The 25,046-nt window shown below is 58.8% G+C and carries 24 protein-coding genes; 10 read left to right on the top strand and 14 right to left on the bottom strand.

Annotation, left to right across the window (positions count from 1 at the left end; all coding sequences use genetic code 11):
* Nucleotides 1–56 precede the first annotated feature (56 nt).
* From ACR0B5_RS10615 to ACR0B5_RS10640, 6 genes are all read right to left on the bottom strand, one after another.
* Nucleotides 57–851, bottom strand: a complete 795-nt coding sequence (locus ACR0B5_RS10615; RefSeq protein ID WP_480540282.1) for a DUF1217 domain-containing protein — start codon at nt 849–851, stop codon at nt 57–59.
* Nucleotides 848–1,249: a flagellar biosynthesis repressor FlbT gene (flbT, locus tag ACR0B5_RS10620; protein WP_170375637.1), complete on the bottom strand. Its 402-nt coding sequence runs from the start codon at nt 1,247–1,249 to the stop codon at nt 848–850. Before flbT ends, ACR0B5_RS10615 begins: the two co-directional genes overlap by 4 nt.
* Nucleotides 1,246–1,623 (bottom strand): flagellar biosynthesis regulator FlaF, encoded by a 378-nt coding sequence (gene flaF, locus ACR0B5_RS10625; RefSeq protein ID WP_170483159.1) that lies wholly within the window; start codon nt 1,621–1,623, stop codon nt 1,246–1,248. The genes flbT and flaF overlap by 4 nt, the downstream gene beginning before the upstream one ends.
* A 77-nt stretch (nt 1,624–1,700) precedes the next feature.
* The gene (locus ACR0B5_RS10630) at nt 1,701–2,912 is read right to left on the bottom strand and encodes a flagellin (protein ID WP_170375639.1); all 1,212 of its coding nucleotides are present in this window, start codon (nt 2,910–2,912) and stop codon (nt 1,701–1,703) included.
* Between the two features lie 207 nt (nt 2,913–3,119).
* Nucleotides 3,120–3,476 (bottom strand): flagellar biosynthesis protein FlgN, encoded by a 357-nt coding sequence (locus ACR0B5_RS10635; RefSeq protein ID WP_480540283.1) that lies wholly within the window; start codon nt 3,474–3,476, stop codon nt 3,120–3,122.
* A complete protein-coding gene (locus ACR0B5_RS10640; protein WP_480540284.1) occupies nt 3,466–3,741 on the bottom strand; it encodes a rod-binding protein in 276 nt (91 codons plus the stop codon). Before ACR0B5_RS10640 ends, ACR0B5_RS10635 begins: the two co-directional genes overlap by 11 nt.
* Nucleotides 3,742–3,853: 112 nt before the next feature.
* On the opposite strand from ACR0B5_RS10640, the gene ACR0B5_RS10645 reads away from it, so the two are divergent.
* The 3 genes from ACR0B5_RS10645 to ACR0B5_RS10655 all read left to right on the top strand — a co-directional run bounded on the left by ACR0B5_RS10645 (nt 3,854) and on the right by ACR0B5_RS10655 (nt 6,661).
* Nucleotides 3,854–5,053 (top strand): flagellar hook-length control protein FliK, encoded by a 1,200-nt coding sequence (locus ACR0B5_RS10645; protein WP_480540285.1) that lies wholly within the window; start codon nt 3,854–3,856, stop codon nt 5,051–5,053.
* A 3-nt stretch (nt 5,054–5,056) separates the two neighbouring features.
* Nucleotides 5,057–5,719 (top strand): flagellar hook capping FlgD N-terminal domain-containing protein, encoded by a 663-nt coding sequence (locus tag ACR0B5_RS10650; RefSeq protein WP_480540286.1) that lies wholly within the window; start codon nt 5,057–5,059, stop codon nt 5,717–5,719.
* Between the two features lie 93 nt (nt 5,720–5,812).
* Nucleotides 5,813–6,661 carry a phosphotransferase family protein gene (locus ACR0B5_RS10655; RefSeq protein WP_480540287.1) on the top strand — a complete coding sequence of 283 codons (849 nt, stop codon included), beginning with the start codon at nt 5,813–5,815 and terminating at the stop codon, nt 6,659–6,661.
* On the opposite strand, the gene ACR0B5_RS10660 is transcribed toward ACR0B5_RS10655, so the two are convergent.
* From ACR0B5_RS10660 to ACR0B5_RS10670, 3 genes are read right to left on the bottom strand one after another with little or no spacing between them, the layout of a single operon-like run.
* Entirely contained in the window at nt 6,648–7,640 is a 993-nt protein-coding gene (locus ACR0B5_RS10660) for an ABC transporter substrate-binding protein (RefSeq protein ID WP_170678057.1), read from the bottom strand. The genes ACR0B5_RS10655 and ACR0B5_RS10660 overlap by 14 nt on opposite strands.
* Nucleotides 7,619–8,986 carry a sensor histidine kinase gene (locus ACR0B5_RS10665; RefSeq protein ID WP_480540288.1) on the bottom strand — a complete coding sequence of 456 codons (1,368 nt, stop codon included), beginning with the start codon at nt 8,984–8,986 and terminating at the stop codon, nt 7,619–7,621. The genes ACR0B5_RS10660 and ACR0B5_RS10665 overlap by 22 nt, the downstream gene beginning before the upstream one ends.
* Nucleotides 8,976–9,644: a response regulator transcription factor gene (locus ACR0B5_RS10670; RefSeq protein WP_480540289.1), complete on the bottom strand. Its 669-nt coding sequence runs from the start codon at nt 9,642–9,644 to the stop codon at nt 8,976–8,978. The genes ACR0B5_RS10665 and ACR0B5_RS10670 overlap by 11 nt, the downstream gene beginning before the upstream one ends.
* 107 nt (nt 9,645–9,751) lie before the next feature.
* Between ACR0B5_RS10670 and ACR0B5_RS10675 the strand changes: the two genes are divergently transcribed.
* The 5 genes from ACR0B5_RS10675 to ACR0B5_RS10695 all read left to right on the top strand — a co-directional run bounded on the left by ACR0B5_RS10675 (nt 9,752) and on the right by ACR0B5_RS10695 (nt 14,753).
* A complete protein-coding gene (locus ACR0B5_RS10675; protein ID WP_480540290.1) occupies nt 9,752–10,735 on the top strand; it encodes a tripartite tricarboxylate transporter substrate binding protein in 984 nt (327 codons plus the stop codon).
* Nucleotides 10,736–10,804: 69 nt separating this feature from the next.
* Nucleotides 10,805–11,287: a tripartite tricarboxylate transporter TctB family protein gene (locus ACR0B5_RS10680; protein ID WP_170460001.1), complete on the top strand. Its 483-nt coding sequence runs from the start codon at nt 10,805–10,807 to the stop codon at nt 11,285–11,287.
* Between the two features lies 1 nt (nt 11,288).
* A complete protein-coding gene (locus ACR0B5_RS10685) occupies nt 11,289–12,800 on the top strand; it encodes a tripartite tricarboxylate transporter permease (protein ID WP_170375649.1) in 1,512 nt (503 codons plus the stop codon).
* Nucleotides 12,790–13,977, top strand: a complete 1,188-nt coding sequence (locus ACR0B5_RS10690) for a CoA transferase (RefSeq protein ID WP_170642609.1) — start codon at nt 12,790–12,792, stop codon at nt 13,975–13,977. The genes ACR0B5_RS10685 and ACR0B5_RS10690 overlap by 11 nt, the downstream gene beginning before the upstream one ends.
* Nucleotides 13,974–14,753, top strand: a complete 780-nt coding sequence (locus ACR0B5_RS10695) for a citryl-CoA lyase (protein WP_480540291.1) — start codon at nt 13,974–13,976, stop codon at nt 14,751–14,753. Before ACR0B5_RS10690 ends, ACR0B5_RS10695 begins: the two co-directional genes overlap by 4 nt.
* Here the strand turns inward: ACR0B5_RS10695 and ACR0B5_RS10700 are convergent.
* The 5 genes from ACR0B5_RS10700 to ACR0B5_RS10720 form a co-directional block, all read right to left on the bottom strand.
* Nucleotides 14,750–16,453, bottom strand: a complete 1,704-nt coding sequence (locus ACR0B5_RS10700) for an ABC transporter ATP-binding protein (RefSeq protein ID WP_480540292.1) — start codon at nt 16,451–16,453, stop codon at nt 14,750–14,752. The genes ACR0B5_RS10695 and ACR0B5_RS10700 overlap by 4 nt on opposite strands.
* Before the next feature lie 4 nt (nt 16,454–16,457).
* The gene (locus ACR0B5_RS10705) at nt 16,458–17,408 is read right to left on the bottom strand and encodes an ABC transporter permease (protein WP_170375658.1); all 951 of its coding nucleotides are present in this window, start codon (nt 17,406–17,408) and stop codon (nt 16,458–16,460) included.
* A complete protein-coding gene (locus ACR0B5_RS10710) occupies nt 17,405–18,382 on the bottom strand; it encodes an ABC transporter permease (protein WP_170375660.1) in 978 nt (325 codons plus the stop codon). The genes ACR0B5_RS10705 and ACR0B5_RS10710 overlap by 4 nt, the downstream gene beginning before the upstream one ends.
* A 106-nt stretch (nt 18,383–18,488) precedes the next feature.
* Nucleotides 18,489–20,054 (bottom strand): ABC transporter substrate-binding protein, encoded by a 1,566-nt coding sequence (locus ACR0B5_RS10715; RefSeq protein WP_480540293.1) that lies wholly within the window; start codon nt 20,052–20,054, stop codon nt 18,489–18,491.
* 90 nt (nt 20,055–20,144) lie between these two features.
* Nucleotides 20,145–21,725, bottom strand: a complete 1,581-nt coding sequence (locus tag ACR0B5_RS10720) for an ABC transporter substrate-binding protein (RefSeq protein ID WP_170678071.1) — start codon at nt 21,723–21,725, stop codon at nt 20,145–20,147.
* 273 nt (nt 21,726–21,998) lie between these two features.
* Here ACR0B5_RS10720 and ACR0B5_RS10725 point away from each other — a divergent pair, with 273 nt between their 5' ends.
* Together ACR0B5_RS10725 and ACR0B5_RS10730 are read left to right on the top strand one after the other, a co-directional pair.
* Entirely contained in the window at nt 21,999–23,741 is a 1,743-nt protein-coding gene (locus ACR0B5_RS10725; protein WP_170638171.1) for a type I secretion system permease/ATPase, read from the top strand.
* Entirely contained in the window at nt 23,738–25,045 is a 1,308-nt protein-coding gene (locus tag ACR0B5_RS10730) for an HlyD family type I secretion periplasmic adaptor subunit (RefSeq protein ID WP_480540294.1), read from the top strand. The genes ACR0B5_RS10725 and ACR0B5_RS10730 overlap by 4 nt, the downstream gene beginning before the upstream one ends.
* The last annotated feature ends 1 nt before the right edge of the window (nt 25,046 follow it).

Raw genomic sequence — 25,046 nt, forward strand, 5'->3', positions numbered from 1 at the left:
AGGCTAGATTGGGTCCCATTCCACCACCCTGACGATTGGTGCATAAAGCACCAACTCTAGCCCGCACCCAACAAAATCAAAGCGGTCTGCGCCGGTGATATTGTGCTTTGCAACTGCGCGATCTGACTGCGAGCCAGATACGTATCCGTCAGTTTCTGAATAGCTTCAGGCTCTGTGAATTGGGCCAGATCATCCGATCCGGTTAAGCCCGACAAACGGTCCTTGAACACCTCAAGCTGCCTGTCCAGATCGAGCTGCGAAAACGAGGATGGCAGGCCAAGCGCAGTCTCCATCATGCTACGCAAGGGTGGCAAGCCCATCAAGTCGAACCATTTTGTGTCCGCGCTGCTGTCACCGGCAGCCAGTTCACCAAGCGCATGTTGCGCGTAGAGGGAAATCCGCATTGTCTCATTCGTCTCACCCACGGAAACTTCGAAACGGGACACCAGATTTTCTTCGGCGATCTGCTCCATATTCGTGATCAGACCGGTCTTGCGCACCTCTCCGGGGCCAAAACCGAACGCTTGAGAAAACTCGCGATACCGCTCGTCGGACAATCGGTTGGACAGGGCATCATCGGTTTTGGTTCCATCCTCCAATATCTTTTGGATGAAGAACCGATTGTTGATGTCCTCTTCCAACCCGAAAGCGCCCAAAGCAACCTGTAGCAACCGACGATCCGACACAAGGTCTTCGGCGGATTGAACCTTGCTTATGTTTTCCAGAAAATACTGCCTGTCCCTCTGGTTGACGCTGGAGTTCGTAAAGCTCTCCAGCTGTGCGTCATAGGTCCGCTGCAAAAAACGCCAGCCGACAATGCCTCCAGAGGGTATGACAGGCTGGAACGTCATTGTTGGTACGCCATCAGCCGCTCTTCCCGTGGCAGCAAAGAGCGGAGAGATTTGAGACATTTATAGTATTGCTCGGCCACCAGCGCTTCAGTCGCTTCGCTCAAGACACGCCGACTGTCTGAATCCGTGAACACCTGGCTCAGTTCCTCGACCCTTCGCAGCAATTGCTGGCGCGCCTGATCAGGCTCCATATCTCCAGACAATACCAATTGAGCAGCATAGCAAACGCGGCGCACAGGTGTTGTGACTTCGTCCGGGTGGATCGCATCGCGCAGACGCAAAACGTTGGCTTGCGGTGTCATGATCGAAAACCGGCTGCGGCGGTCTCCATTTTCGATCACTACACCATTGATCAACACCCTCTCTTTCGGGGCAAGTTTCAGGACCAGGCCACTCATCCGGCGGCCCTCATGTGTCGCAGACCGCGCAAAACCGCCATGTTGATCTCCAGCAAAGGTTCTACCGTCGCAGTGTTCCCCAAAACCTGTGCGCTGTGCTGCTCCGTAAACTCGGCCAGGTAGAAAATCCGCGCGCGCAGATCCTTGGGCAGCGAGTTGTCCGAGTCCGCCACGCCGGTCGCCAGTACGGTCCACAACCGCCGATTTTCGTGCAATGCCTGAACAAATCCGGAAAAATCCGTCGCCTTCCGGGCTGCTGCCGCCTTGAGCCGATGCGTGATCTTCGAGATCGCCTCATACTCCGTATCCCGCGGTGTGCGGGTCGGAGCGGCAGATTGCGCATAGGCGCGTTGAGCGTAGCTTTGCGGTGTCACTTGAAATCCTTCCAATAGGCCATCTTCAGGCAGTCAGGACCGGGGCGCGGTGTTCACGCCCCGGCCAGTTTCCAGATTTACCGGAACAGAGACAGGATCGACTGCGGCGCCTGGTTGGCAATCGACAGCGACTGGGTGGCCAGCTGCTGCTGCACCTGCAGTGCCTGCAAACGGGCCGAGGTTTCTTCCATATTGGCGTCTACCAACGAGCCGATGCCCGATTTAAACGAGTCTGTCAGGTTCGAAATGAACTCTTTCTGGGTCTCGATCCGACCCTGGGCCGAACCGAAAGCGGCCGAAGCGTCGATCGAGGTGTCGATCAGCGATTCAACGGCTGCCAGCGCGGCGGTTGCTCCCGGACCGGTCGACACGTCAATGCCAGTCAGCGCTCCCAGACCACCCGAGCCTGCGTTCACGTACTGAGCAGAGAACGAAACGTCTGAACCCGTGCCATTCGTAACAGACAGAGTGCCTGCCGTACCCGAGTCGTAGTCAACGGTCAGACCGGTTATGCCTAATTCTTCGATCTTGGCTTTCAAACCAACGGCAACAAGGTCACCGGTTGTGGTGGCTGCCGCATCTGCCGCAGACACGGTGTAGGACACAACCTGATCATCAATAGCGACAACCACTTTATCGCCCGCCGCGAAAGCACCACTGGACTCATCGGTCACCAATGCGGTTGCCGATGTAGCACCAGCGGCAATGGTGGCACCGACGCGGTCATTGGCTGTCGACGAGCCGGTCGAGCCGTCGAATACCGCCGCTGAGGTATAGCCACCAGTCGACAGGTTCTGACCCGCCACCGTGATGGAAGAAGCCGTCACAGCACCGGTGTTGTCCCGATCCAAAGAGGCTAGGATGGATGCTGAACCAGCCGAACCATCAACAAGGTTCAACCCATTGAATTGGGCAGCACCCACAACCGAAGTGATCTGGTTCTTCAGCGCAGTCACATCATCGTTGATCTTGCCACGATCCACGTTGTCTTCCTGCGCGGCGACGATCTTTTCCTTCATCTGGGTCAGAAGGTCGGTGACAGTTTCAGACGCGTTTCGCGCAACAGCGACCGTCGATTCACCCAGCGAAAGGCTGTCTTTGATCGCGTTGAAACCTTTGACGTCCGATTCCATCACTTTGGAAATCGCCCAGACGGCCGAGTTGTCTTTTGCTGTAGCGACATCCTTGCCGGTCGAGATTGCGTTCTGAGTCATCTCGAGGTTTTTGTTGACCGATTTCAGGGTCTGCAGCGCAACCATCGCGCCGTTGTTTGTCAGAATACTGGACATAATTCCATCCTTTTGCGTTAGGGCTTCAGCGCCCAAGATCACCCCGCTAGACAAGCGGGCTTTGGTGTCTTTCTGACCTGTGCGATGCGCCGTCCGACCCATCGCGCCACCCGCTGTTTCAGGTGCAGCACCACCTTTGACCTCGATCCCCTAACGGAGTGCTAAAGCGGCCCGACTCGAAATTTTGGATTTGAATCAATTCCGGCCCTATGCGCGTTTTTCAAGCTTTGCTTGAATCCGCACGGCAAAGCCGTTGCGTTGTCCATCGGCTCCATAAGTTCTGAATTCCTGCCGCACGCGACGCAGCTCTGCCATGCGGGTGGCCACCGCGCGAATCCCCTCTGCCGCGCTGTTCAGTAGCGCCTGATTGCGCTCCACCTTTTGATGGACGCGAAGCAGATCATCGCGGCTCAACACCTGAAGATCGTTGATCGCACCGATCAGTTTCTCTTTTTCAGGGACCATATGATTGAGACGCCCGAGATCACCGTCCACGAGCGCGGCGCGCTCAAGATCAAGGACCTCCTCCAGTGATTTGATCAGAAGGTTGGGTTCATGTGTCATCGGAATTCTCCATCAAGGATTGGAACAGAAGTTCAGACAGGCCAAAACCGCCGGATTGCGCCATTTGCCGGGCCTGCTTCTGCACAAGAAAGGACGAGAACTGGTCCTCACCGGCACCGCCACCGAACGATTCGCGTGCTTTTCCCAAGCCTGCGGATTTCAGCATTTCGGCCAGAAACGCCGCCTCAAGCTCGACTGCGGCGGCTTGCAGGCGGTCATGGGTTGAGGGTGGCGACGGCATCGACTGGAGGGGAGGGATTTTCATCGGCTTCTCCGAAAATTGCATCGAACTTTCTTGATCAAAGACGAAAGCGGTTAAAATAAACGTAACCTCCTTTGGGCAGTTTGACGGTCAACCACGACGGAGCCGGAGCAAAATGCCCAACCCTCTTACGCTGATGACACCCACGCAAACTGCGGCCACGAAACCGGCGACGCGCGAAGCCGCATCCGAGGCATCCACACGCTTTCAGGATGTTCTGGAGGAAGAGACGTCGCAGCCTGAACCCGAGGTCGCAGCTGAGGATGAAACCGCTGTTGAACAAGACATCATGCCCGAGGATCCTGCCCTCGAAGGCGTGCTGAAAGACCATCTGCCAGTCCAGCCCGACGCTCCTGAGGAACATGTGTTTGAAGACCTGACCGCACTGCCCCTGCCGAGCGTGACGCAGGTCCCGCAAGGGTCTGAATCCGTTCCTATTCCGCCGAAACTCGATAGGACAGAGGCACCAAAGACCGACACTGGCGCAATACATCAGGTTTCAATTGCTTCACCGCAACGACCAGAGGTGGAAAACACACGCAGTTCTCCTGTTCAGCCACACCCCAACACGGTCCAACCGGTTTCCGCCAAGGCGTCGGACGGTCATGTCTTGCCTGCAAAGCCGATTGCGGTGCAGCCTGCTCCAGCTGAACGGGCGCAACCCTCAGCTTCGGCGCTACCCGCTGAAACAGCGGCTTTGCCTCAGATAAATGCGGCTCCAAGCACGCCTCAACCCACCAGATCCTCGCCGCCTCTTGCCCAGATGCAGGTGATGGCGTCCGTGCGGAACGCAGATGCCGAAACCGCCACAGCGATTCGCGAAACTAACGGTGTAATCGCCACGCGCGAGGAACCGCTTTTGCAGAACACCCGCGATTCGGCTTCTGTTGCGCAGCCCGCGACGCAGGCTGCCAGGGCTGAGATCACACGAGCAATCGCCGGGCAGATGGCAGCGGCGATTCAGGTTCGGGCGGGTTCCGGCGCGATCGAGATTGCCCTCAGCCCAGAAGAGCTTGGGCGGGTTTCCATCACGCTCAACGGTCGCGAGGATGGGATGGTTCTGATCATAGCCGCCGAGCGCCCCGAAACACTGGACCTGATGCGCCGGCATCTCGCGGTTTTGGACGCTGAATTCCAAAGCCTTGGATATGGCGACATCTCGTTTGACCTAAGCACATCGGACGATACGCAGGAAGATACCGCAAACCCGAAGGCAAGCGACTATGGCCCGTCCCATTCGACGCAACTGGACGCGCCAAACGCCCCGCTCATTCCCCGAAATCTCTCGGGTCGTGGCATTGACATGAGGCTTTGACCAATGATCACCCCTACAAGTTCCGCCCAGACTGCGGCACAGACCCCGACCTCGGCCGCATCACAAGCGTCCAAGCTAACCTCGGATTTTGAGACCTTTCTGCTGATGCTCACTGCACAAGCACGAAACCAGGACCCGCTGGAGCCTATGGATTCCTCGGAATACGCGTCTCAGCTGGCTCAGTTCTCGATGGTTGAACAGCAGGTTCAGACCAATGACCTGTTGTTTTCCCTAAGCACGGCCTTGGGTGGGCAAAAGCTAAGTGAACTGTCCAATTGGGTCGGCGTTGATGTTCGATCAGCTTCAGCCTTTCGATTCGAAGGCCAGCCGGTCACTCTGTTTGCTCAGGCCGATGCAACAAGTGATGAGGCCATCATGGTGATCCGCAATTCAACCGGTACCGTGATCGACCGCATTCCAGTCAATCACACAGACACTGAATTCCTCTGGGCTGGAACCGATGCTTCTGGCAATCCGCTGGGACAAGGCACCTATTCCGCCACGTTGGAGAGCTACAGGGATGACGAGTTGTTGTCGCAACGTCTGGCCGCCAGCTATAACCGCGTGGTTGAGGCCCAAGTCGCTGATGGGACGGTGCATCTGTCCCTGCAAAGTGGGGCCACTGTCCGCTCGGATGAGGTGACGGCGATCCGAACAGGCGCTTGATCTGGTCGGGCAGGCAGTCCAAACCTTGGCAAATCACGATTCCCTTGCTGAGCGGTACGTCCTCTGCCCCATGCCAACGCGCCTCTACCAGACTTGATTGACCAGCTGCGCTCGCGCGGGCTGATCACGGGGTCCGTGCAGTTCGAACCCCTGTTTGGGGGTCGGACCAATATGGTGTGGAAGGTTCTGGGGGAGAGTGGCGACACGGTATTGAAGCTTTACCGAACCAAACTGCGCAACCCCTTGTTCCGCAATGATGCCCACCTCGAAGCGCTGTGCCTGCGCGCGTTTGAGCAGGACGGGTTCGTACCCCGGTTGCGGGCAACGGGGCAACATCAGGGCGACGCCTGGGTTCTGTACGATCACGCGCCGGGTCGCCCGTGGGAAAGTGACACGGCTCAGGTCGCCTCTTTGCTGCGCAGATTGCATAGCGCTACGGTCGACTTGCCGCTGCCTACAGGACGGAACGGCAGCGCTGATCTGGCTCGCCACGGGGCCGAGCTTTTGGCGTTGTGTTCCTCTGGCTTTAAAGATCGCGTCACCGCGATGCGGCCCGAGGACCCTGTGCCGCCAACAAAAAGAACGTGTCTTATCCACGGCGACCCTGTGGCCGGGAACATTCTGGTGGACGGTTCCAACCTGACCCTGATCGACTGGCAATGCCCGGCAATTGGCGATCCCTGCGAGGATCTGGCCCTGTTCCTATCGCCTGCCATGCAGCATCTGTATCGCGGCGCACCACTGAACCCAGATGAGCACGCGCAGTTCCTAACCGCGTATGGCGAGCACGAAACAGCTGCCCGCTACGAAGCATTGCGTCCGTGGTATGCGTGGCGAATGGCAGCCTATTGCCTGTGGCGGTTTGAGAACGGATCAACAGACTATGAAAAGGGCCTGCAGCTTGAGCTAAAGGCGCTTGAGGGCCACGCTATTTCTGAATGACGGCATCTTCCCAGGCCGTCAGGAATTTCTTGCGTTTGAGCGTGTCGAGATAGGTCAACAAAGCGGGCTCCAGCGTGATAACTGCGGCCTCTTGCTCCTGCTGTGACGTGAGCAAGGGTAAAGGTGCCAGCTCAGGCCCTGCAACGATCAGGTGGCGGACAAACGCCTCGGCGGCGGCAGGATATTGCGTGTTTTTCACCACCATTGCCGTTCGCATCATGGTGGTCTGAAAATCGCTGGGCAGAATGACCTCGAGCGCTTCTTTGCCTTCAACCCGCGCCGTTGCGTAGCTGCCAAGCACGTTATATGCGACCGCGATTGAACCGCTTGTCAGATCGTCAATCATGTCGCCCGAGCAGCAATACAGACGCAAGTCCAGCCCGCCCATGACCTCCATCAGACGCCAAAAGGTCTCAGACGCGCGAGCATCTTGCGTAGCGAACAAATAACCCAAGCCAGATTGCCGGATATCATAGGTGCCGACCTTTCCACGAAAGGCTTCGGGGCGCGCGCGCAGGGCCTCGATAAGTTCCTGCCGGGTTTGCGGAACGGGATACCCAGCGAAGGCCGCACGGTTGATGACGATAGCCGCAGGTTCCTGCGTAAAGGCGAAAAGGCTGTCATGCCACTGGGCCCAGTCCGAACCGGGCATATTCTCCAGCGGCATTGCGAACCCATCATTGGCAAGTTTCAGCTGTAAATCCATCGCGCTGGAAATGACAATGTCAAACGCCTCAGGCGCTGCCCGCATACGCGCATTCAGATCGGCGGTTCCGGTCACCAGATACTCTACGGAGACGTCCGGGTTTTGCGTCAGGAACCCCTCGATCAACGGCGCGAAAAGCGCGGTGTCGGTGCTGGAGATGATGCGCAAACGCGGACCATCAGCGGCAGCGTTGAACACCCGCTGGTCTTCCCACTCCTCGGCCGCGCAGACTGAGGCCAGTAGTGTGAGGATCAAAGCAATAAGGTAACGCATGCGCCTTTGCCTTTTCGGTTGGTCAGGATCAGATCGCCGCCATGGGCCTTCGCGACATCCTGAACGATGGTTAGACCAAGCCCCGAGCCAATAGTCCCGGCCGCATTCTTACCGCGCTCGAACCGCCGGGTGAGCGTGCCAATTTCGCTTGGTGGAAAGCCCGGCCCCTGATCGCGCACGCTGATCTGCGCTTGCGTCCCTTGCGAGACCTCGATCTCGACCACGCTTTCGGCAGGGGCATATTTTAGCGCGTTGTCGACCATGTTGCGTACCGCATTCTGGATCAGGATCGGATCGCCCGAATAGATCACAACGGGGTCTCCGACCAATGTCAGGGAAAGGTCCTTCATCTCGGCAATGGGTGTAAGGCGCTGAACCAGATCGCGGACGAGAGCGACAAGATCAATCTCTTCCCGCTCCAGATGATCGGCGCGAAAAGTGATCATTGCGTGATCCAGCAATTGCCCCGCCGCCCGAGAGCTTTCGTCAATCGCCCGAACCATTGAACGCAAAGCCTCTCTATTCTCTTCTTTTTCAACACGTTGCAAGGTTGTATCCGCATAGGATCGAACCGTTGCCAATGGCGTCCGGACCCGGTGTGCCGCCTCGGCTATGAAATCCTCGGACTGGCTGAGCGACTGATCCAAACGCCCCATCAAAGAGTTCAGCGACGACACTAGCGGGGCCATTTCCCGCGGCACCGGTTTTCTGAATGGGCTGAGGTCTTGTGGGCCCCGGCGAGTCACCGACGTCGTCAGCTTGTTCAACTGTCCGATTGTGGCTGACGTTGCCCAGAATGATAACCCGGCGACCAAGGTAAAAAAGCCGATCCCCAGATACGCCGCGTTTCGTGAAATCTGCCTGAGGGTTTCGGCCAATGCGTCTTGCGTTTGACCAAGGGCCACTTCGACTTCGGTCCGGGTTCCTAGCCCTACCAAAGTGCGGCTGGCGCTGACCTGGCGAATGGTCTCTCCGCGCACCTCGCCCGATTGAAAAGTCCATTCGCCCTTGGGCGTTCCATTCGTGGCTGAAAGATCGTCGTAGCCGGACAACAGTTCTCCGTCCTGAAAGATGGCGTAAAACACCCGATCATCCGACGGCGTACTTAGCATCGAGAAGGCGGCGTAGGGGATGTCGACCTCAAGCTCTCCGTCCCGCAGAGCGACGGCATCGAGGATCGAGGTGACCGAGGCGCCAAGGATATTGTCCTGCCCTTGCTGCGCGACGCGAGCGGCATAACTGCGCACTGTAAAGAACAAAAGCAACGCCAGAATGGCCGCGCCGCCAATCAGGGTCAGCACCAGACGATTACGTAGAGATCCTGAAACCGCGGGGCTAGCTGACATGATCCAGCCTGTAGCCCAGGCCACGCAACGTGGTAATTTTCAACTCCGAACGCTCGAGATGTTTGCGCAGGCGGGCGACATAAACCTCGATAGCATTGTCCGAGACATCTTCATCGTAGGAAAACAGCCTGTCCGCCAGTTTTTGTTTCGAGAACACCTGACCGGGCGCGTTGATGAAGAACTCCAACAGGCGCAGTTCCCGGTTACGTAGCGACAGGGTTTCACCGCCGACAATCAGGTGACCGGCAACCGGGTCGAAAACGATACCGCCGATCTCGATCGTCGTTTTGGCGATCCCGGATTTGCGGCGCAAAACGGCGCGGCAGCGGGCCTCAAGCTCTGCGTGATCGAAGGGCTTGGTGACATAGTCGTCAGCCCCCAGATCCAGCGACCCGATTCGATCCGAGACCTGGCTGCGCGCGGTCAAAACGATGACAGGTGTGTCCAGATGACTTGCACGATGGCGTTTGAGGAAATCGCGCCCATCCCCATCGGGCAGCATGATGTCCAGTAGGATCAGGTCATATTCCTCAGCCTCGACGAACGCGGTCGCATCGTCCAAAGTTGCAGCATGATCAACGACATGGCCGTCCAGTCGCATCCGCGAACCGATAGCGTTCGCGAGGTCCATATTGTCTTCGACCAGCAGGAATTTCATGAGGCGTTCGCAGTATTTTCGCGCATGACAGGTTGATGTCAGGTTGATGTGTTTTCTTGATCTCAATCTGTGCCGCCAAGCGGCCAGTTGTCAAATGGGAGGACATCATGACAAGTTTCAAACTGGGCCGTCGCGCCCTGATCGCGGCTGTGGCCGCTGTTGGTCTTGCGGGACCTGTTTTGGCTGACGGCCACGAAGTCGTGGACAGCATCCATTTCCTGATCCCCGGCGGCGCAGGCGGCGGCTGGGACGGTACCGCCCGCGGCACCGGCGAGGCGCTGACCAAAGCAGGTCTTGTGGGCACCGCGTCCTACGAGAACATGTCGGGCGGCGGCGGCGGTAAGGCCATCGGGTATCTGATCGAAAACGCCGACAGCAACCATGGTACGCTGATGGTGAACTCGACGCCCATCGTGATCCGCTCACTGACGGGTGTGTTCCCGCACAACTTCCGCGACCTGACACTAGTGTCTGGCACAATCGGCGACTACGCGGCCATTGTTGTCGGCAAGGACAGCCCGATCAACTCGATGGCGGACCTGCTGGCCGCCTATGACGCTGATCCCGGTGCAACGGCTATCGGCGGCGGCTCGGTTCCGGGCGGCATGGACCATCTGGTTGCGGCCATGGTGATGGAAGCAGCGGGCAAGGACGCGCTTGGCGTCAAATACATTCCTTATGATGCAGGCGGCAAAGCCATGGCGGCGCTGCTGTCCGGTGAGATCGCAGCGCTGTCCACCGGTTTCTCGGAAGCGGTTGATCTGGCCAATGCAGGCGAGGTGAAGATCATCGGCGTGACTGCGGATGAGCGTGTGGACGCAGCGCCTGACGCACAGACCATGAAGGAACAGGGCATCGACACCACCTTCGTCAACTGGCGCGGTTTTTTCGCCGCCCCTGGCCTACCCGAAGACAAGCTGGCCGCCTACCAAGACGCCATTGCCAAGATGTATGACACCCCAGAGTGGGAAGAAGTGCGCGCGCGCAATGGTTGGGTGAACATCCACAACTCGGGCGACGATTTCTCGACCTTCCTCGAGCAGCAAGAGCAGCAGATCAGCGATCTGATGAAAAAACTGGGCTTCCTCTAAGCACCACTCACGGCAGAGCGGCCCGCCCGCTCTGCCACAATTAACAAAAAACACGAGGGAGGGGATGTCATGGCGCTGGATCGCTGGATCGCGCTTGTTTTGCTTGGGGTCTGTCTGGCCTATGGCTACGCCGCCTGGTTTACGATGGATGGCAGCCTGCCCCCTTTCATGCAGCGCAACCCAATTTGGCCAAGCACCTTCCCCAAAGTGCTGTCTGTTCTGGGCATCATTGCCTGCACAATCATCCTGCTGGGCTTCGAAAAATCCGAGCCGAAAGCGGCGGATATCGACTACCGACGTCTGGGTGACTACCACCTTGATCAAGCTTTGATGCTATTGGCCCTGATGGTGATTTATGCCCTGTGCCTGCGGCCCGTCGGCTTTCTGATCTCGACTTCTGCCTTCCTGATCCTTGGCTCCTTCATTCTGGGCGAGCGCAAGTGGCACATCATGCTGCCGGTTGCGTTCATCGCCACCGGCGCGGTCTGGTACCTGGTTCAGGAAGTCTTGGGCATCTACATGCGCCCCCTGCCGGGCATTTTCGGAGGCTGACATGCTTGAAGGACTTCTGATCGGCCTGCAAACGGCATTCTCAATCCAAAACCTGCTGATGGTCATCGCCGGCTGTCTGATCGGCACTTTCATCGGCATGTTGCCGGGCCTCGGCCCAATGTCGATCATCGCGATCATGATCCCGGTTGCTATTTCGATGGGCGATCCTTCGGCAGCCCTGATCCTGTTGGCAGGCGTCTACTATGGCGCGATTTTCGGCGGGTCGACCTCTTCCATTCTCCTGAACGCGCCGGGGGTCGCGGGCACCGTGGCCTCAAGTTTCGATGGCTACCCGATGGCGCGGCAAGGCAAGGCCGGTAAAGCACTGACGATCGCGGCCATTGCCAGCTTCGCGGGTGGCACGCTCGGCGCCATTCTGTTGATGGTCTTCGCGCCAGCACTGTCCTCAGTCGCGTTGCTGTTCCATTCGGCCGAGTACTTTGCCCTTATGGTCGTAGGCTTGTCCGCCATCGCGGCCTTTGCAGGGTCGGGTCAGGTCGCCAAAGCAATGATCATGACGATCCTTGGCCTGATCATGGCAACCGTTGGCGAAGGTGCGCTGTTCAACCTGCCCCGCTTCACCATGGGGATCATGGACCTGCAGTCCGGCTTTGGCTTCATCACGCTGGCCATGGCCATGTTCGCCCTGCCTGAGGCGCTGTTCTTAGTGCTGAAGCCCAAAGACCTGAAAGGCGACGACGGAGAGATCAAGGACCTGCGCATCACCAAAGATGAGGCAAAAGCCATCGCGCCCGTGATCGGTCGCCAATCCGTGCAAGGTTTCTTCATCGGCGTCCTACCGGGTGCGGGGGCGACAATTGCCAGTTTCCTCGGCTACGCGGTCGAGCGCAATATTGCACCGAAGCAGGAACAGGAAGAGTTTGGCAAAGGCTCGATCAAGGGTCTGGCCGCGCCGGAGTCCGCCAACAACGCGGCCTGTACCGGGTCATTCGTGCCCCTGCTAACGCTGGGCATCCCGGGGTCGGGCACAACAGCCATTCTGCTGGGCGCTCTGATCGCGCTGAACGTGACACCCGGCCCGCGCCTGATGGTGGATGAGCCTCAGATCTTCTGGGCCGTCATCATGTCGATGTTCATCGGCAACCTGGTGCTGCTGATCCTGAACCTGCCGCTGATCCCCTACATCGCCAAAGTGCTGGCCGTGCCGCGCAATTTCCTGATCCCGTTCATCCTGTTCTTCACCCTGATGGGCGCCTATATCGGCCAGAACAACGCGACCGAGCTGCTGATCCTCGTCGGCTTCGGCATCTGCGCCACGGCGTTGAAATTCGCCGACTACCCCCTCGCCCCGCTTCTGATCGGCTTCATCCTTGGCGGGATGATGGAGGATAACTTTGCCCGCTCGATGCAGCTCTATGACGGTATCGCTTTCATCTGGGAACGCCCGATGACCCTAGGTCTGCTGGTAATCGCCGTCCTTCTGGTTCTGCTGCCAAGCTACCGCGCTCGCCGTGCGCGGGCACGGGCCGCGGGGATTGCGGATGGGGACTGACCCTCTGGCCGGCATCCGCGTTCTAGATCTGACGAACGTGCTTGCCGGCCCCTATTGCTGCTACCAGCTCGCATTGATGGGCGCCGAGGTGATCAAGGTCGAACGCCCCGGCTCGGGCGATCTTGCCCGGGTGTTGGGCGCCGATCCTGAGCGCAATAAGGCGGGCATGGGGATCAGTTTTCTGGCGCAGAATGCCGCGAAGAAATCCGTCACGCTGGACATGAAATCCGACCGGGGCAAGGCGCTGCTGAAACGTCTGGTTCACTCGGCGGATGTATTGGTCGAGAATTTCAGGCCCGGCGTTATGGATCGATTGGGTCTGGGCTATGAAACCCTGAAAGCTGAAAACCCGCGACTAATCTACTGCGCGATCAGTGGCTTTGGGCAGAACGGACCCCGCCGCGATGATCCCGCTTATGACCAGATCGTTCAAGGGGTCAGCGGTGTCATGTCGATCACCGGCGCGCCAGATACGGCGCCCTACCGCGTTGGCTACCCACTGGCGGATACGGTCGGTGGCCTGACCGCAGCATTCGCCATCTCATCCGCCCTGAATACGACCCCGCGTGGCGCGTTTCTGGACGTCGCAATGACCGAGGCGGTGATTTCTACAATGGGTTGGGTCGTCTCGAATCACCTGATCGGGGGCGTCACGCCTGCCGCGCATGGGAACGAGAACACAACCTCGGCCCCCTCGGGCACCTTTGCCACTGCAGACAGCCCGATCAACATTGCCGCCAACCGCGATGAACAATGGCAGGCGCTGGCTCAGCATCTGGGCCGGGACGACCTTCTGGACGATCCAGCCTACACAACACGAGAAGATCGCAAGACCAACCGTCACGCCTTGCGCGCGGAATTGGAGCACACGCTGACCACGCGATCAGCAAAGGATTGGGTGCGAGAGTTGAATGATATTGGAGTGCCCACCGGGCAGGTTCTGACCGTCTCTGATGCGCTCGACGACCCGCAATTATCTGGGCGGGGTTTGATCGGTACGCTGGACATTCACGGTGAAGACCTGCAGCTCGCTGGCAGCCCTATTGTCATGGACGGCGCGCGCAGACATCCTGGGACCGCGCCGCCGGAATTGGGCGCTGATAACTCCGCAATCTGGTCTGACCTCGGGTTGTCGCAGGATGAGATCAACGCCCTGAAAAAGGAGGGCATCATATGAGCGATGTATCCGATTGGTGGCAAACCTCGATCATCGACATGGAGCCTGGCCGGGTACACCTGCGCGGAGAGCCAATCCAGGATTTGATCGGCAACCTGAGTTTCGCCGAAATGATCTGGTTCATGCTGCGCGGCGAGAAACCGACCGAAGCACAAGCTCGTTTGTTCGAAGCGGCTTTGGTTGCGGCCGTTGACCACGGCCCGCAAGCGCCCTCAATTGCGGCGGCCCGGATGGCGGTGACCTGCGGCCTGCCGCTGAACAACGCGATGGCCAGCGCGGTTAACATGCTGGGCGATGTGCATGGCGGGGCCGGAGAGCAGGCGGTGCAGCTCTATCACTTTGTTGCAGGGCATTCGGGCGATTTGGGGCAAGCGTTGGACGCATGGATCACCACTCACGGAAAGATCCTGCCGGGCTTTGGCCATCGCTTTCACACCCCGACCGATCCGCGCGCCCCGCGCCTGATGGCGCTGGTCGCCGAAGCCGTCGAACAAGGGGCATGCAGCGGTGATTTCATGCGGATCGGGCAGGCGATTGAGGCCGAGCTGGCCCATCGCAAAGGCAAACCCGTCCCCATGAATATCGATGGCGCGACGGCAGTGATCTATGCCGAGCTAGGCTTTGCGCCACCCTTGGCGCGCGGGTTGTTCTGTCTGTCCCGTTCGGTCGGCATCCTGACTCATGCATGGGAGCAGATGGAGCAAGGTGGCCGCAACAAGGGACCAACCCCGCCCGCCTATCGCTGGACTTATGTGGACCCAACAACCAAGACTTAAACGTCCAGTCCTTCGGTCGACAGATCATCAAGTCGCGGCATCAGGTGCAATAGTTCGTTGGCGTAGTCCGTCTGCGGGTTGGCGAACAGGGCATCGGTCTCTTGGATCTCGACCATCTGCCCTGCCTTCATCACGGCAACGCGGTCGCACATCTGACGCACCACAGGCAGATCGTGGCTGATGAACAGCATCGTCAGGCCCAGATGCTCTTGCAGGTCCTTCAGGATGTTCAGGATCTGCGCCTGGATCGAGACGTCTAGCGCACTGGTCGGCTCATCGCAGATCAGGAACCGAGGCTGCGTCGCCAAGGCGCGCGCGATGGAGATACGCTGACGCTGCCCGCCCGAGAACTCATGCGGGTATTTCAGGCCCGCTTCCGAACCCAGCCCGACCTGATCCAACAGCTCATCCACCCGGCGTTTGACGTCTGAACCGCTCATGAGGCGGTGATGACGGATCGGTTCCGCGACGATTTCGTCCACGCGCATTCTGGGGTTTAGCGAGGAATAGGGATCCTGAAAGATCATCTGGATGTTCTTGCGGTACGCGTCCTGCACGGCTTTGTCGCCCAGATCACTTACCAACTGCCCATCAAACGTGATTGAGCCGCCATCGACCGGATACAAGCCAGCAATCATGCGCGCAACGGTGGACTTGCCCGAGCCGGACTCGCCCACCACGCCGAAAACTTCGCCCGCACGGATATCAAAGCTCACGTCATCGACAGCGGTGAAATAGGTCCGATCCCAAGGTAAAAGTCCGCGCCGTTGCAGGAAGCGTTTGGTCAGGTTGCGGATTTCGAACACGGGCTTGGACGTGTCATTGTCCACTTTCGGCCAATGGCGCGCCATATCCTCGATCGCAAAGCGCGTCTCACGCCCGCCATAGCTGATCTGCGGGAACCGGTGCAGCTTGAGCGTCGGCCGTGGCACCGCCGCGATCAGCGACCGCGTGTATTCGTGTTGGGGCTGCCCCATCACCTGCGCGGTTGTTCCGGTTTCGACAACCTTGCCAGCATACATGACGGTCACGCGGTCGGTCGTATCGGCGATGACGCCCATGTCATGGGTGATCAGAATGACGCCGACCTGCCGTTCCCGCGCCAATTCCTTGATCAGGTCCAGAATCTGCGCCTGAACCGAGACATCCAGCGCCGTTGTCGGCTCATCCGCGATGATCACATCTGGTTCGGTACAAAGCGCCAAGGCGATCACCACCCGTTGGCGCATCCCGCCCGAGAATTGGTGCGGATATTGGTCCAGACGGGTATCAGGATCTGGGATACCCACCCGGTCAATCAGATCTCGGGCGCGTTGATTGGCCTCTGCGTCGGTGCACCCCAGATGGGCCAGAATGGTTTCGGTCAGCTGCTCTCGGACCGTGAACAAAGGGTTCAGCGAGGTCAGCGGGTCCTGAAAGATCATTGAGATCTTCTTGCCGCGTAGGCCGCGCATCGCTTCGGCATCGAGGCCACTGATCTGTTCGCCACCCAGCTTGATCTGGCCGCTGGCGATCCGTCCGGGACGTTCTAGCAGCCCCATGACGGCGGCACCGATGGTGGATTTGCCTGCGCCAGATTCGCCCACCAAACCGTGGATTTCACCCGGCTCGACGGACAGGTCTGCGTGATCCACCGCAGTGAACAGCTTGCGGCGTGTTGGGAATTCGACGGTGAGGTCTTGGATGGTCAGAAGGCTCATGAAATCACCGCAGTTTAGGGTTCAGCGCATCGCGCAGCCAGTCGCCCAGCAGGTTGACGGACAGGGCGAGGGCCAGAAGGGTACAGGCGGGGAAGAACAGAATCCACCACTCCCCCGAGAACAGGAACCCCTGCCCGATACGGATCAACGTCCCCAACGAAGGTTGGGTCGGAGGCGCGCCGACGCCAAGGAAGCTCAGCGTCGCCTCGGCGATGATGGCCAGCGCCAGCGAGATGGTGGCAATCACCAGAACCGGGCTGAGGACATTGGGCAGGATGTGACGGAACATGATCGGGATCGAACCGCGACCGATTAGCCGCGCCGCCTGCACGTATTCCTTGTTCTTCTCGACCAGCGCAGCCCCGCGGACGACCCGCGCAAACTGTACCCAGTCGGACAAAGCGATGGCGATGATCAGCACATAGATCGCCATCTCATCGCGATATTCAGGCGGGGTCACGCCCTTGGCGATGCCAAAGATCAACATAGCGACCAGAATGGCCGGAAAGGTCAGCTGAACGTCGGCGATCCGCATGATCAGCGTCTCGACCCAGCCGCCAAAATAGGCCGCGACCAAACCCAGAACGACTCCGATGATCAGAGCCAGCAATACAGCGGCAGCCCCCACGAACAAGGAAATGCGCAGCCCATAAAGGATGGTCGAGAACACGTCCCGGCCCTGATCATCCGTACCCAGAAGGAAGGTTTCCTGCGTAAACGCATTCGGTGTACCCGGCGGTGTGAAGCCGTTCATCAGGTTCAGCGTCGCCGGGTCGAACGGATTGTAAGGCGCGATCAAGGGCGCGAAAATGGCACAAAACACAAGGATCAGCACAACGGCCGAGGCGATGACAGCCACGGGCGAATGCCTGAAGGACCATGCGAAATCACTGTCCCACGCTTTGGCAAAACGCGACTTGGAGACGGGTTGCGGGGTTTCGATCGTATCGGTCATGTGGCCCTCGCGTCGACACGCAGGCGCGGGTCAATTGCATAGTAGAGAAGATCGACGATCAGGTTGATCGTCACGAACATGACCGAGATCAGCATCAGATAGGCGGCCATGACGGGAATATCGACGAACTGGATGGCGTTGATGAACAGCAGTCCGACGCCGGGCCATTGGAACACAGTCTCGGTGATAATGGCAAAGGCGATGATCGATCCCAGTTGCAAACCTGTGATCGTAATCACCGGCACCAGCGTGTTTTTCAGTGCGTGGCGGAAGTTGATTACCCTGTCCGACAGCCCTCGGGCGCGGGCGAAACGGACGTAGTCGGCGCGCAGGACCTCGAGCATCTCGGACCGCACCAGACGCATGATCAAGGTCATCTGATACAGGCCCAGCGTAATCGCGGGCAGGATCAGTGCCTTCAGGCCCGAGGTGGTCAGAAACCCGGTTGACCAGCCCCCTATCATGACCGTCTCACCCCTGCCGAAACTCGGTAAGAGGTCAAGTTCGACTGAGAAGATGTAGATCAGCAATATCCCGATCAGGAAGGTGGGCAGAGAGACCCCGATCAGACTGACTGTCATGATGATATTCGCCGCTACCCCTTGTCGTCGGATCGCGGTGAAGACGCCCAGCGCGATGCCCATGGTGATAGCGAGGAAGCCTGACACGAAGGCCAGTTCCAAAGTCGCAGGCGCACGTTCAGCGATGATGGTCGAGACCGGACGGCCCTGACGGTAGGAGACGCCAAAATTGCCTTGAACCGCGCCTTGCAGGAACTTGGCGTATTGCACGACAAATGGCTGATCGAGGCCTAGTTCCGTCCTGAGCCGGTCGATATCGGCCTGTGTGCGTTCCTGACCCAACATGTTGTCGATCGGATCGCCGACAAAACGAAACATCGAGAACGCGACCAGACCCACGACCAGCAAAACGATCACGGATTGGAACATCCTTCGAACAATATATGCGAACATTCAGAATCCCCGGTTGATCGGCCTGTCTAAGCCGCGTCTGACCAAATGGTCAAGATACCGCTAACGAAACAGGGGCCAGAACGATCCGACCCCTTGAACAGCGTTTTCAGTTTACGGTCGCCCACCGCAGGATGAAGAAGTTGTCCGGGCGTTGGGTCAGCTCGATATTGCTGCGCGTCCCCCAGACCAGAGGTTGCACATACATGGGGACATAGACCTGCTCATCCTGAATGATGCTGGTGACCTCGTCCAACATGGCCTGACGAGCGCCTTCATCCAATTCGGACTGAATCTGCGGCAGCAGTTCGTCGACACGCGCGTTCGAGAAGCCACCGAAATTCCAGCTGCCCAGTTTTTTCTCTTCGTTGGGTGTCGCGACCAGAAAGCGCACCGGATGTTCGGCGTCGAACGTGCCCGGGCTCCAGCCCAGCAGGTACATGTCGTAATTGTCTTCGCGCAGCTCGGGCCAGTAGTTGCGCACCGGCATCGCGTCCAGTTCGGCAGTTAAACCGATCTGCGCGAGCATGCCGACAATCGCCTGACAGACGGCCTCGTCATTCAGATAGCGATCATTGGGGCATTTAAGGCCGAATGAGAATCCGTCAGCGTATCCAGCCTCTGCCAGCAAGGCCTTTGCGGCCTCGACATCATAGGCGGGGCGCTCTGCATTGGCCGCTGAGTAACCGCTCATCGCAGGGCTGACAAGTTGCGACGCCGCTTCGGCGTTGCCGCGCATGATCGTGGCAAGGATCGCGTCGACATTAACGGCATGCGCCACGGCCTGGCGCACGCGCGCATCCCGGAACGGGTTCGGTTTGCCAGCATCGTCGGTGTATTTCAGAGACTCAGCCTGATGATCAAAGCCCAGCATGATCACGCGGGCCTCAATCCCCTGAATGACCTCGACCTCATCATTGCCCTGAAGGCGCGCCACGTCCTGAATCGGAACGGGCTCAATCATATCGACATCGCCGGACAGCAAGGCCGCGACAGCGGTGGCAGAGTTCTGGATCGGGTTGAATTCGGCGCGGGTTATGTTGTGCTCTGCATCCCCCCACCAACCGTCAAAAGGTTCCAGAACGGTGCGCAGACCGGGCTCACGCGCGGTGATCTGAAACGCACCAGTGCCGTTGGCATTCAGCGTCGCGTAGTTCCCGGTTTCCTTGTCGGGCAGAGCGGCATCATTCGCCTCAGCCCAGCCCTGATCCACGATCATCCAGTTTGCGATGGACGACGGGAAAAGAGGGTTGGGCGCCGTGGTCATGAAATCGACGGTGTAATCATCAACCACCTTGACCTCGCTGATCGGTGCAAACCAGCTGCGGGTATCCGAGACCTCATCCGAGGCGCGTTGGTAACTGAAGAGAACATCCTGCGCGTCGAATGTGCTGCCATCGTGGAACGTCACGCCCTCGCGCAGGGTGAACCGCCAGCCTTCGCCGTCTCCAATCGGTTCCCAACTGGTGGCCAAAGCAGGCTCAACGCTCATGTCCTTGCCGCGGCGGACCAGCCCTTCGTAGACATTGTTGAGGAAGCCAAGAACAGCAGCCGAATTGACGGCATGCGGGTCCATGGTCTGTGGATCGGTGGTCGAGGCCCATTTGAACTCGGCTGCCTGAGCAGCGCTTGCGGCCAAAAAGGCCAAACCGATGGCTGTTGCCTTGAAGGTCATGGCGATACCTCTCTGTTTTGGGTGAACAGTCGTGAAACACCAAATGACAGGGCGCTGGTCTGCGCCCTGCCCTGTCTTGGATCCTGAACCTTAGTTCATGGTGAAGTATTTGATCTTCGGCGAATCTTCCGGCTCAACAATTGTGCCGACATTCGACTTCATACCCCAGTTCAGCACCTGATGGTGAATCGGGATATACAGTTGATCGTCCTGCACAACCTGCCAGATCTCAGCGATCTGCGCGTCGCGCTTCGGAAGGTCCGTTTCAGAGGCCAGCCCTTGGATCTTGGCGTCCAGATCCGGGTTGTTGTAGCGGGTCGCATTCCACGAGCCGTATTTCTCACCCTTGGTGTGAACCAGGAAGTTGAAGATATATTCGGAGTCGTAGGTCGGAACGCCCCAGCCCAGCATGTAGAAGTCGGTCTCGAGGTTCGAGAGCAGCGGGAAATGCTGCGCCTTGGGTTTGGCATCCAGGTTCACCGTGACACCAATCTGCGCCAGCATGCCAACGGCAGCCTGACAGATCGCTTCGTCGTTGACATAGCGGTCATTGGGGCAGTTCAACGTGATCGAGAACCCATCCGGATATCCAGCCTCGGCCATCAGGGCCTTGGCGCCTTCGATATCGGTCGTGGAGGAGCTGTCCATGCCCTCATCCCAACCGTTCACGAAAGGCGGTGCGATCATGCCAGCAGGGGCCGACTGGCCACGCATAACGACCTGCTTGATGGCATCCCGGTTGATTGCCTTGGACATCGCCTGACGCACGCGTACGTCTGCCAACGGGTTCTTCCCGTCCACATTGTCCGAGCCCAGATCGGCATCACCCATGTTCATGCCGAAAAAGATCACCCGGTTCTGAGGCGCGGTCCGCACGTCCAGACCATCGGTATCCGCAACGCGGGCCAGATCCTGCACCGGAACGTCCTGAATGAAGTCGACCTCACCAGATAGCAAAGCAGCAACCCGGGTCGCGGCGTTCTGGATCGGGGTATAGATGATCTCGGTCACTTCCAGGGGGAACTCATCCTTGCCCCAGTAGTTCTCGTTCGCGGTCAGAACGGTTTTCACGTCGGGTTCACGGCTGACCAGCTTGTACGGGCCGGTACCGTTTGCGTTCTTGGCGGCGAATGTGTCCTCGCCCCCTTCATAGTCCTGCACCTTCACGGCGTTATTCGCCTCGGCCCAAGCCTTGTCCATCATGAACATGTTGGTCAGGTTGTTGGGCATGATCGGGTTCGGACCGTCGGTTTCGATCTCAACCGTGTATTTGTCCGGCGCGCGCACCTCCTTGACCGAGGCCAGCAGCTCTTTGTAGTCCGAATCCGGCGTCATCGCGCGGTTGAGCGAGAAGACAACGTCTTCGCTGTCGAACTCGGCGCCGTCATGGAAGGTCACGCCTTCACGCAGTTTGAACACCCAGACGTTCGGGTTTTCCTCCGACGGCGCCCATTCGGTCGCCAGCGACGGCACAAGCGCCCCGGAATGGTCGCGCATCACCAGCGTTTCCATGATCTGATGCGCCATGGCCGAGGTCGGACCCTCGTTCTGCGCATGCGGGTCCATCGTAAGCGAGTCGCCCGCGCGTGCCCAGCGCAGCGTTTCCGCAGAGGCAGTACCAGCCAAAAGGGCCATGGCACTGGCTGCGACCAGCAAGTGTTTCACTTTCATTGTAATCTCCCCAATTCTCTTTTAACCCGCACGGATGGAGGGTGATCGACGAAGCGCGATCAACGTGCCCTTGATAATCCAAATCATTCTGAAACTTGCAATGCCTAATTGGGGTGCTGGACCCGAGGGGAACCTGCCAGATTTTAGCCGTTTGGCCGGATTTCGCTGGTCCTTTGACGATCGAGTTGCATACCCTAACTCTTTCTTCGAGACTCGGTTCGCGGTAAAAAAACGTAGCCGCATCAGGCTGGACATCGTGTCGGGGACATTGATTTGAAACAGACAAACCGCAAACCGCCCAACCCGAGGCGAGAGCTTCAGAGCGTGCGCAACCAGAGCGTATCGTTTCTGGGTGTCGCGTTTCTATTCAGCATCTTCGTCAATCTGCTGATGCTGACCGGGCCGCTGTTCATGCTGCAGGTTTATGACCGGGTTCTCAGTTCGCGCTCAGTCGAAACACTGACGGCGCTGTTTCTGCTGGTTGGGCTGCTCTACGGCCTGATGGCCATGCTGGATTACGCGCGCGGCCGGATCGTGGCGCGGTTCGGGGCCAAGTTCCAATCCTCGCTGGACGAGAGGGTTTTTGACGGAACCATTCGGCGGGCACTGTATCCTCAGGTCCGTTCAGCCCCGGCGACGGCGTTGCGCGATCTGGAGGCCGTGCGGTCGCTTTGCGCCTCGCCCGTATTCCTCGCCGTTATGGATATCCCGTGGACGCCCGTTTTCCTGGCCGCGATCTTCCTGTTTCACCCGTTGCTCGGCTGGCTGGCGGTTGCTGGTGGTAGTTTGCTGATCGTCATCGCATTGCTCAACCAGATCTTGACCAAACAGAAGGTGGCCGAGGCACAGGTTGCCTCGGGCCGGGCCAATGCCTTTGCGGAACAAGCGCGGCAAGCCGCCGAGGTAGTGCGGTCGCAAGGCATGCAGGGCGACGTCGCACAGCGCTGGTTGTCACAGCGTAGCAACGCCTTGTCACAGAGCATATCGGCCAGCGACTGGACCGGTAGTTTCACGTCTTTGACCAAATCGCTGCGCCTGTTCCTGCAATCCGCGATGTTGGCGCTTGGCGCTTGGCTGGTGTTGCGCAACGAGATGACAGCGGGGGCCATGATCGCGGGTTCGATCTTGCTGGGCCGGGCTTTGGCACCTGTGGAAATGGCGGTGGGCCAATGGGGTCTGATCGAAAACGCGCGAACCGCGTGGTCTCGTCTTGGCACTTTCCTCGATGAAACCCCACCCGAGCAGACCAAGACCAAGCTGCCCGTGCCCGAGGCGCGTCTGGTCGCAAAAGGTCTGACGGTCATTCCGCCCGGCGTTCAAAAGCCGACCCTGCGCAATGCCTCGCTGCTATTGGAACCCGGCAAGGCGCTGGGTGTGATCGGCAAAAGTGGCTCGGGCAAGACAACTCTGGCTAAGGCGCTTTTGGGTCTGCTGACCCCCGCAGCGGGTGAGATTCGCTTGGGTGGCGCGACACTGGACCAATATGCCGCAGATGATCTGGGCCACTACATCGGTTACCTGCCGCAGCAGGTCACACTGTTCAACGGAACGGTAACTGAGAACATCGCCCGGATGTCGCAACAACCCGATGACGCCGCTGTTGTCGCCGCCGCCAAAAAGGCCAACGCACATGAGCTGATCATGTCTTTGGAGAAGGGCTATGACACTTTCCTGGAAGGCAATGACAGCCAGTTGTCCGGCGGTCAGAAACAACGGATCGCGCTTGCCCGGGCGCTCTATGGTGATCCTGTTCTGCTGATCCTGGACGAACCGAACTCGGCCCTGGATGCCGACGGTACTGAGGCGTTGAACCGCGCGGTGCGCAGCCTCAAGAAAAGCGGCAAGGCCGCGATCATCATGACGCACCGCCCGCAGGCGATTTCCGAATGTGATGACCTGATCGTGGTCGAGAAAGGCCAGATCGTCAAAGCAGGCAGCCGGGACGAAGTTCTGGGCTCGATGGTCCAGAATGCCGGTGCGATCAAACGACACCTCAATAAAGTGGGTGAGAAATGAGCAACCCTCCTGCGCGCCGCAGTTGGCGCATAACCTTCCCTGCAACTGTGGGCTTTGTTGCGCTGCTCATCCTTGTTGTGGGCATCGGCATCTGGAGCGTTCGGACCCAACTGGCCGGTGCGATCATCTCACAGGGTGTGATCGAGGTGCAAAGCAACCGTCAGGTGGTCGAGCATCCCGATGGCGGGGTCGTCGGCGAGATTTTTGTGCGCGACGGGGATCTGGTGGAAAGCGGCGAACTGCTGCTGCGTCTGGACGATACGTTTCTGGCTTCGGAAAAAACCGTGGTCGAGACGCAATTGTTCGAACTGCTCAGCCGTCAGGCCCGATTAGAAGCGGAACGCGATGGGGCCACCTCCGATGAGTTGGCGGCAAAGCTGCGAGAGGTACAAAAACGCGAAAACATCCCAGAAGACCTGATCGCAGGTCAGCAGCGCTTGTTTGACGCCCGCAACGAGACGTTGACGCAACAGACTGAGCAATTGACCCGTCAGAAAACACAGATCGAAAACGAAATCGACGGCACACAGGCACAGTTAACCGCCGCCCAAAAGCAAGTGGAGCTGATCAGCGAAGAGCTCAAGGATCAGGAAAGCCTGTTGCAGCGCGGCCTGACACAGGCCAGCCGCGTATCGGCCTTGCAACGGGAAGAGGCCAATTTGACCGGCGCCATCGGGCGGCTCGAGGCGACCATCGCCCGGCTTAAAGGACAGATCGCATCGACCGAGATCCAGATATTGGAGCTGAACGCAACCCGCCGTGAAGAAGCGATCACAACGCTGCGTGACGCGCAAACGCGCATTGCCGAGCTTGCTGAACGACGCCTATCGCTGGCCGAGCGCCTCTCGCGTCTGGATATCCGCGCGCCCGTTTCAGGAACCGTTTATGACAGTCAGGTTTTCGCCCTGCAGTCGGTCATCCAACCGGCTGAACAGATGATGTACGTGGTGCCTCAGGATACGCCCCTTTTGGTAGCGGCCAAAGTGGATGCGATCCATGTGGACCAGCTGTTTCGCGGGCAAGAGGTCGCCCTGCGCTTTCCCAGCTTCAACCAGAGGGAAACCCCGGAACTGGATGGCCATGTTATCAATGTCTCAGCGGACACATTCACCGACGAGGGCACAGGCTTCACCTTCTATCGGGCTGAACTGGTCCCTGATGACGGTCAGCTGGATCGCCTGAATGGGCAAACTCTTCTGCCGGGCATGCCGGTGGAGGCAATGATCAAAACGGATGAGCGTACCCCGCTGTCCTACCTGACCAAGCCGCTGACCGACTACTTCACGCGGGCGTTCCGGGAATAAC

The organism is Ruegeria sp. AG1 (assembly GCF_056541705.1).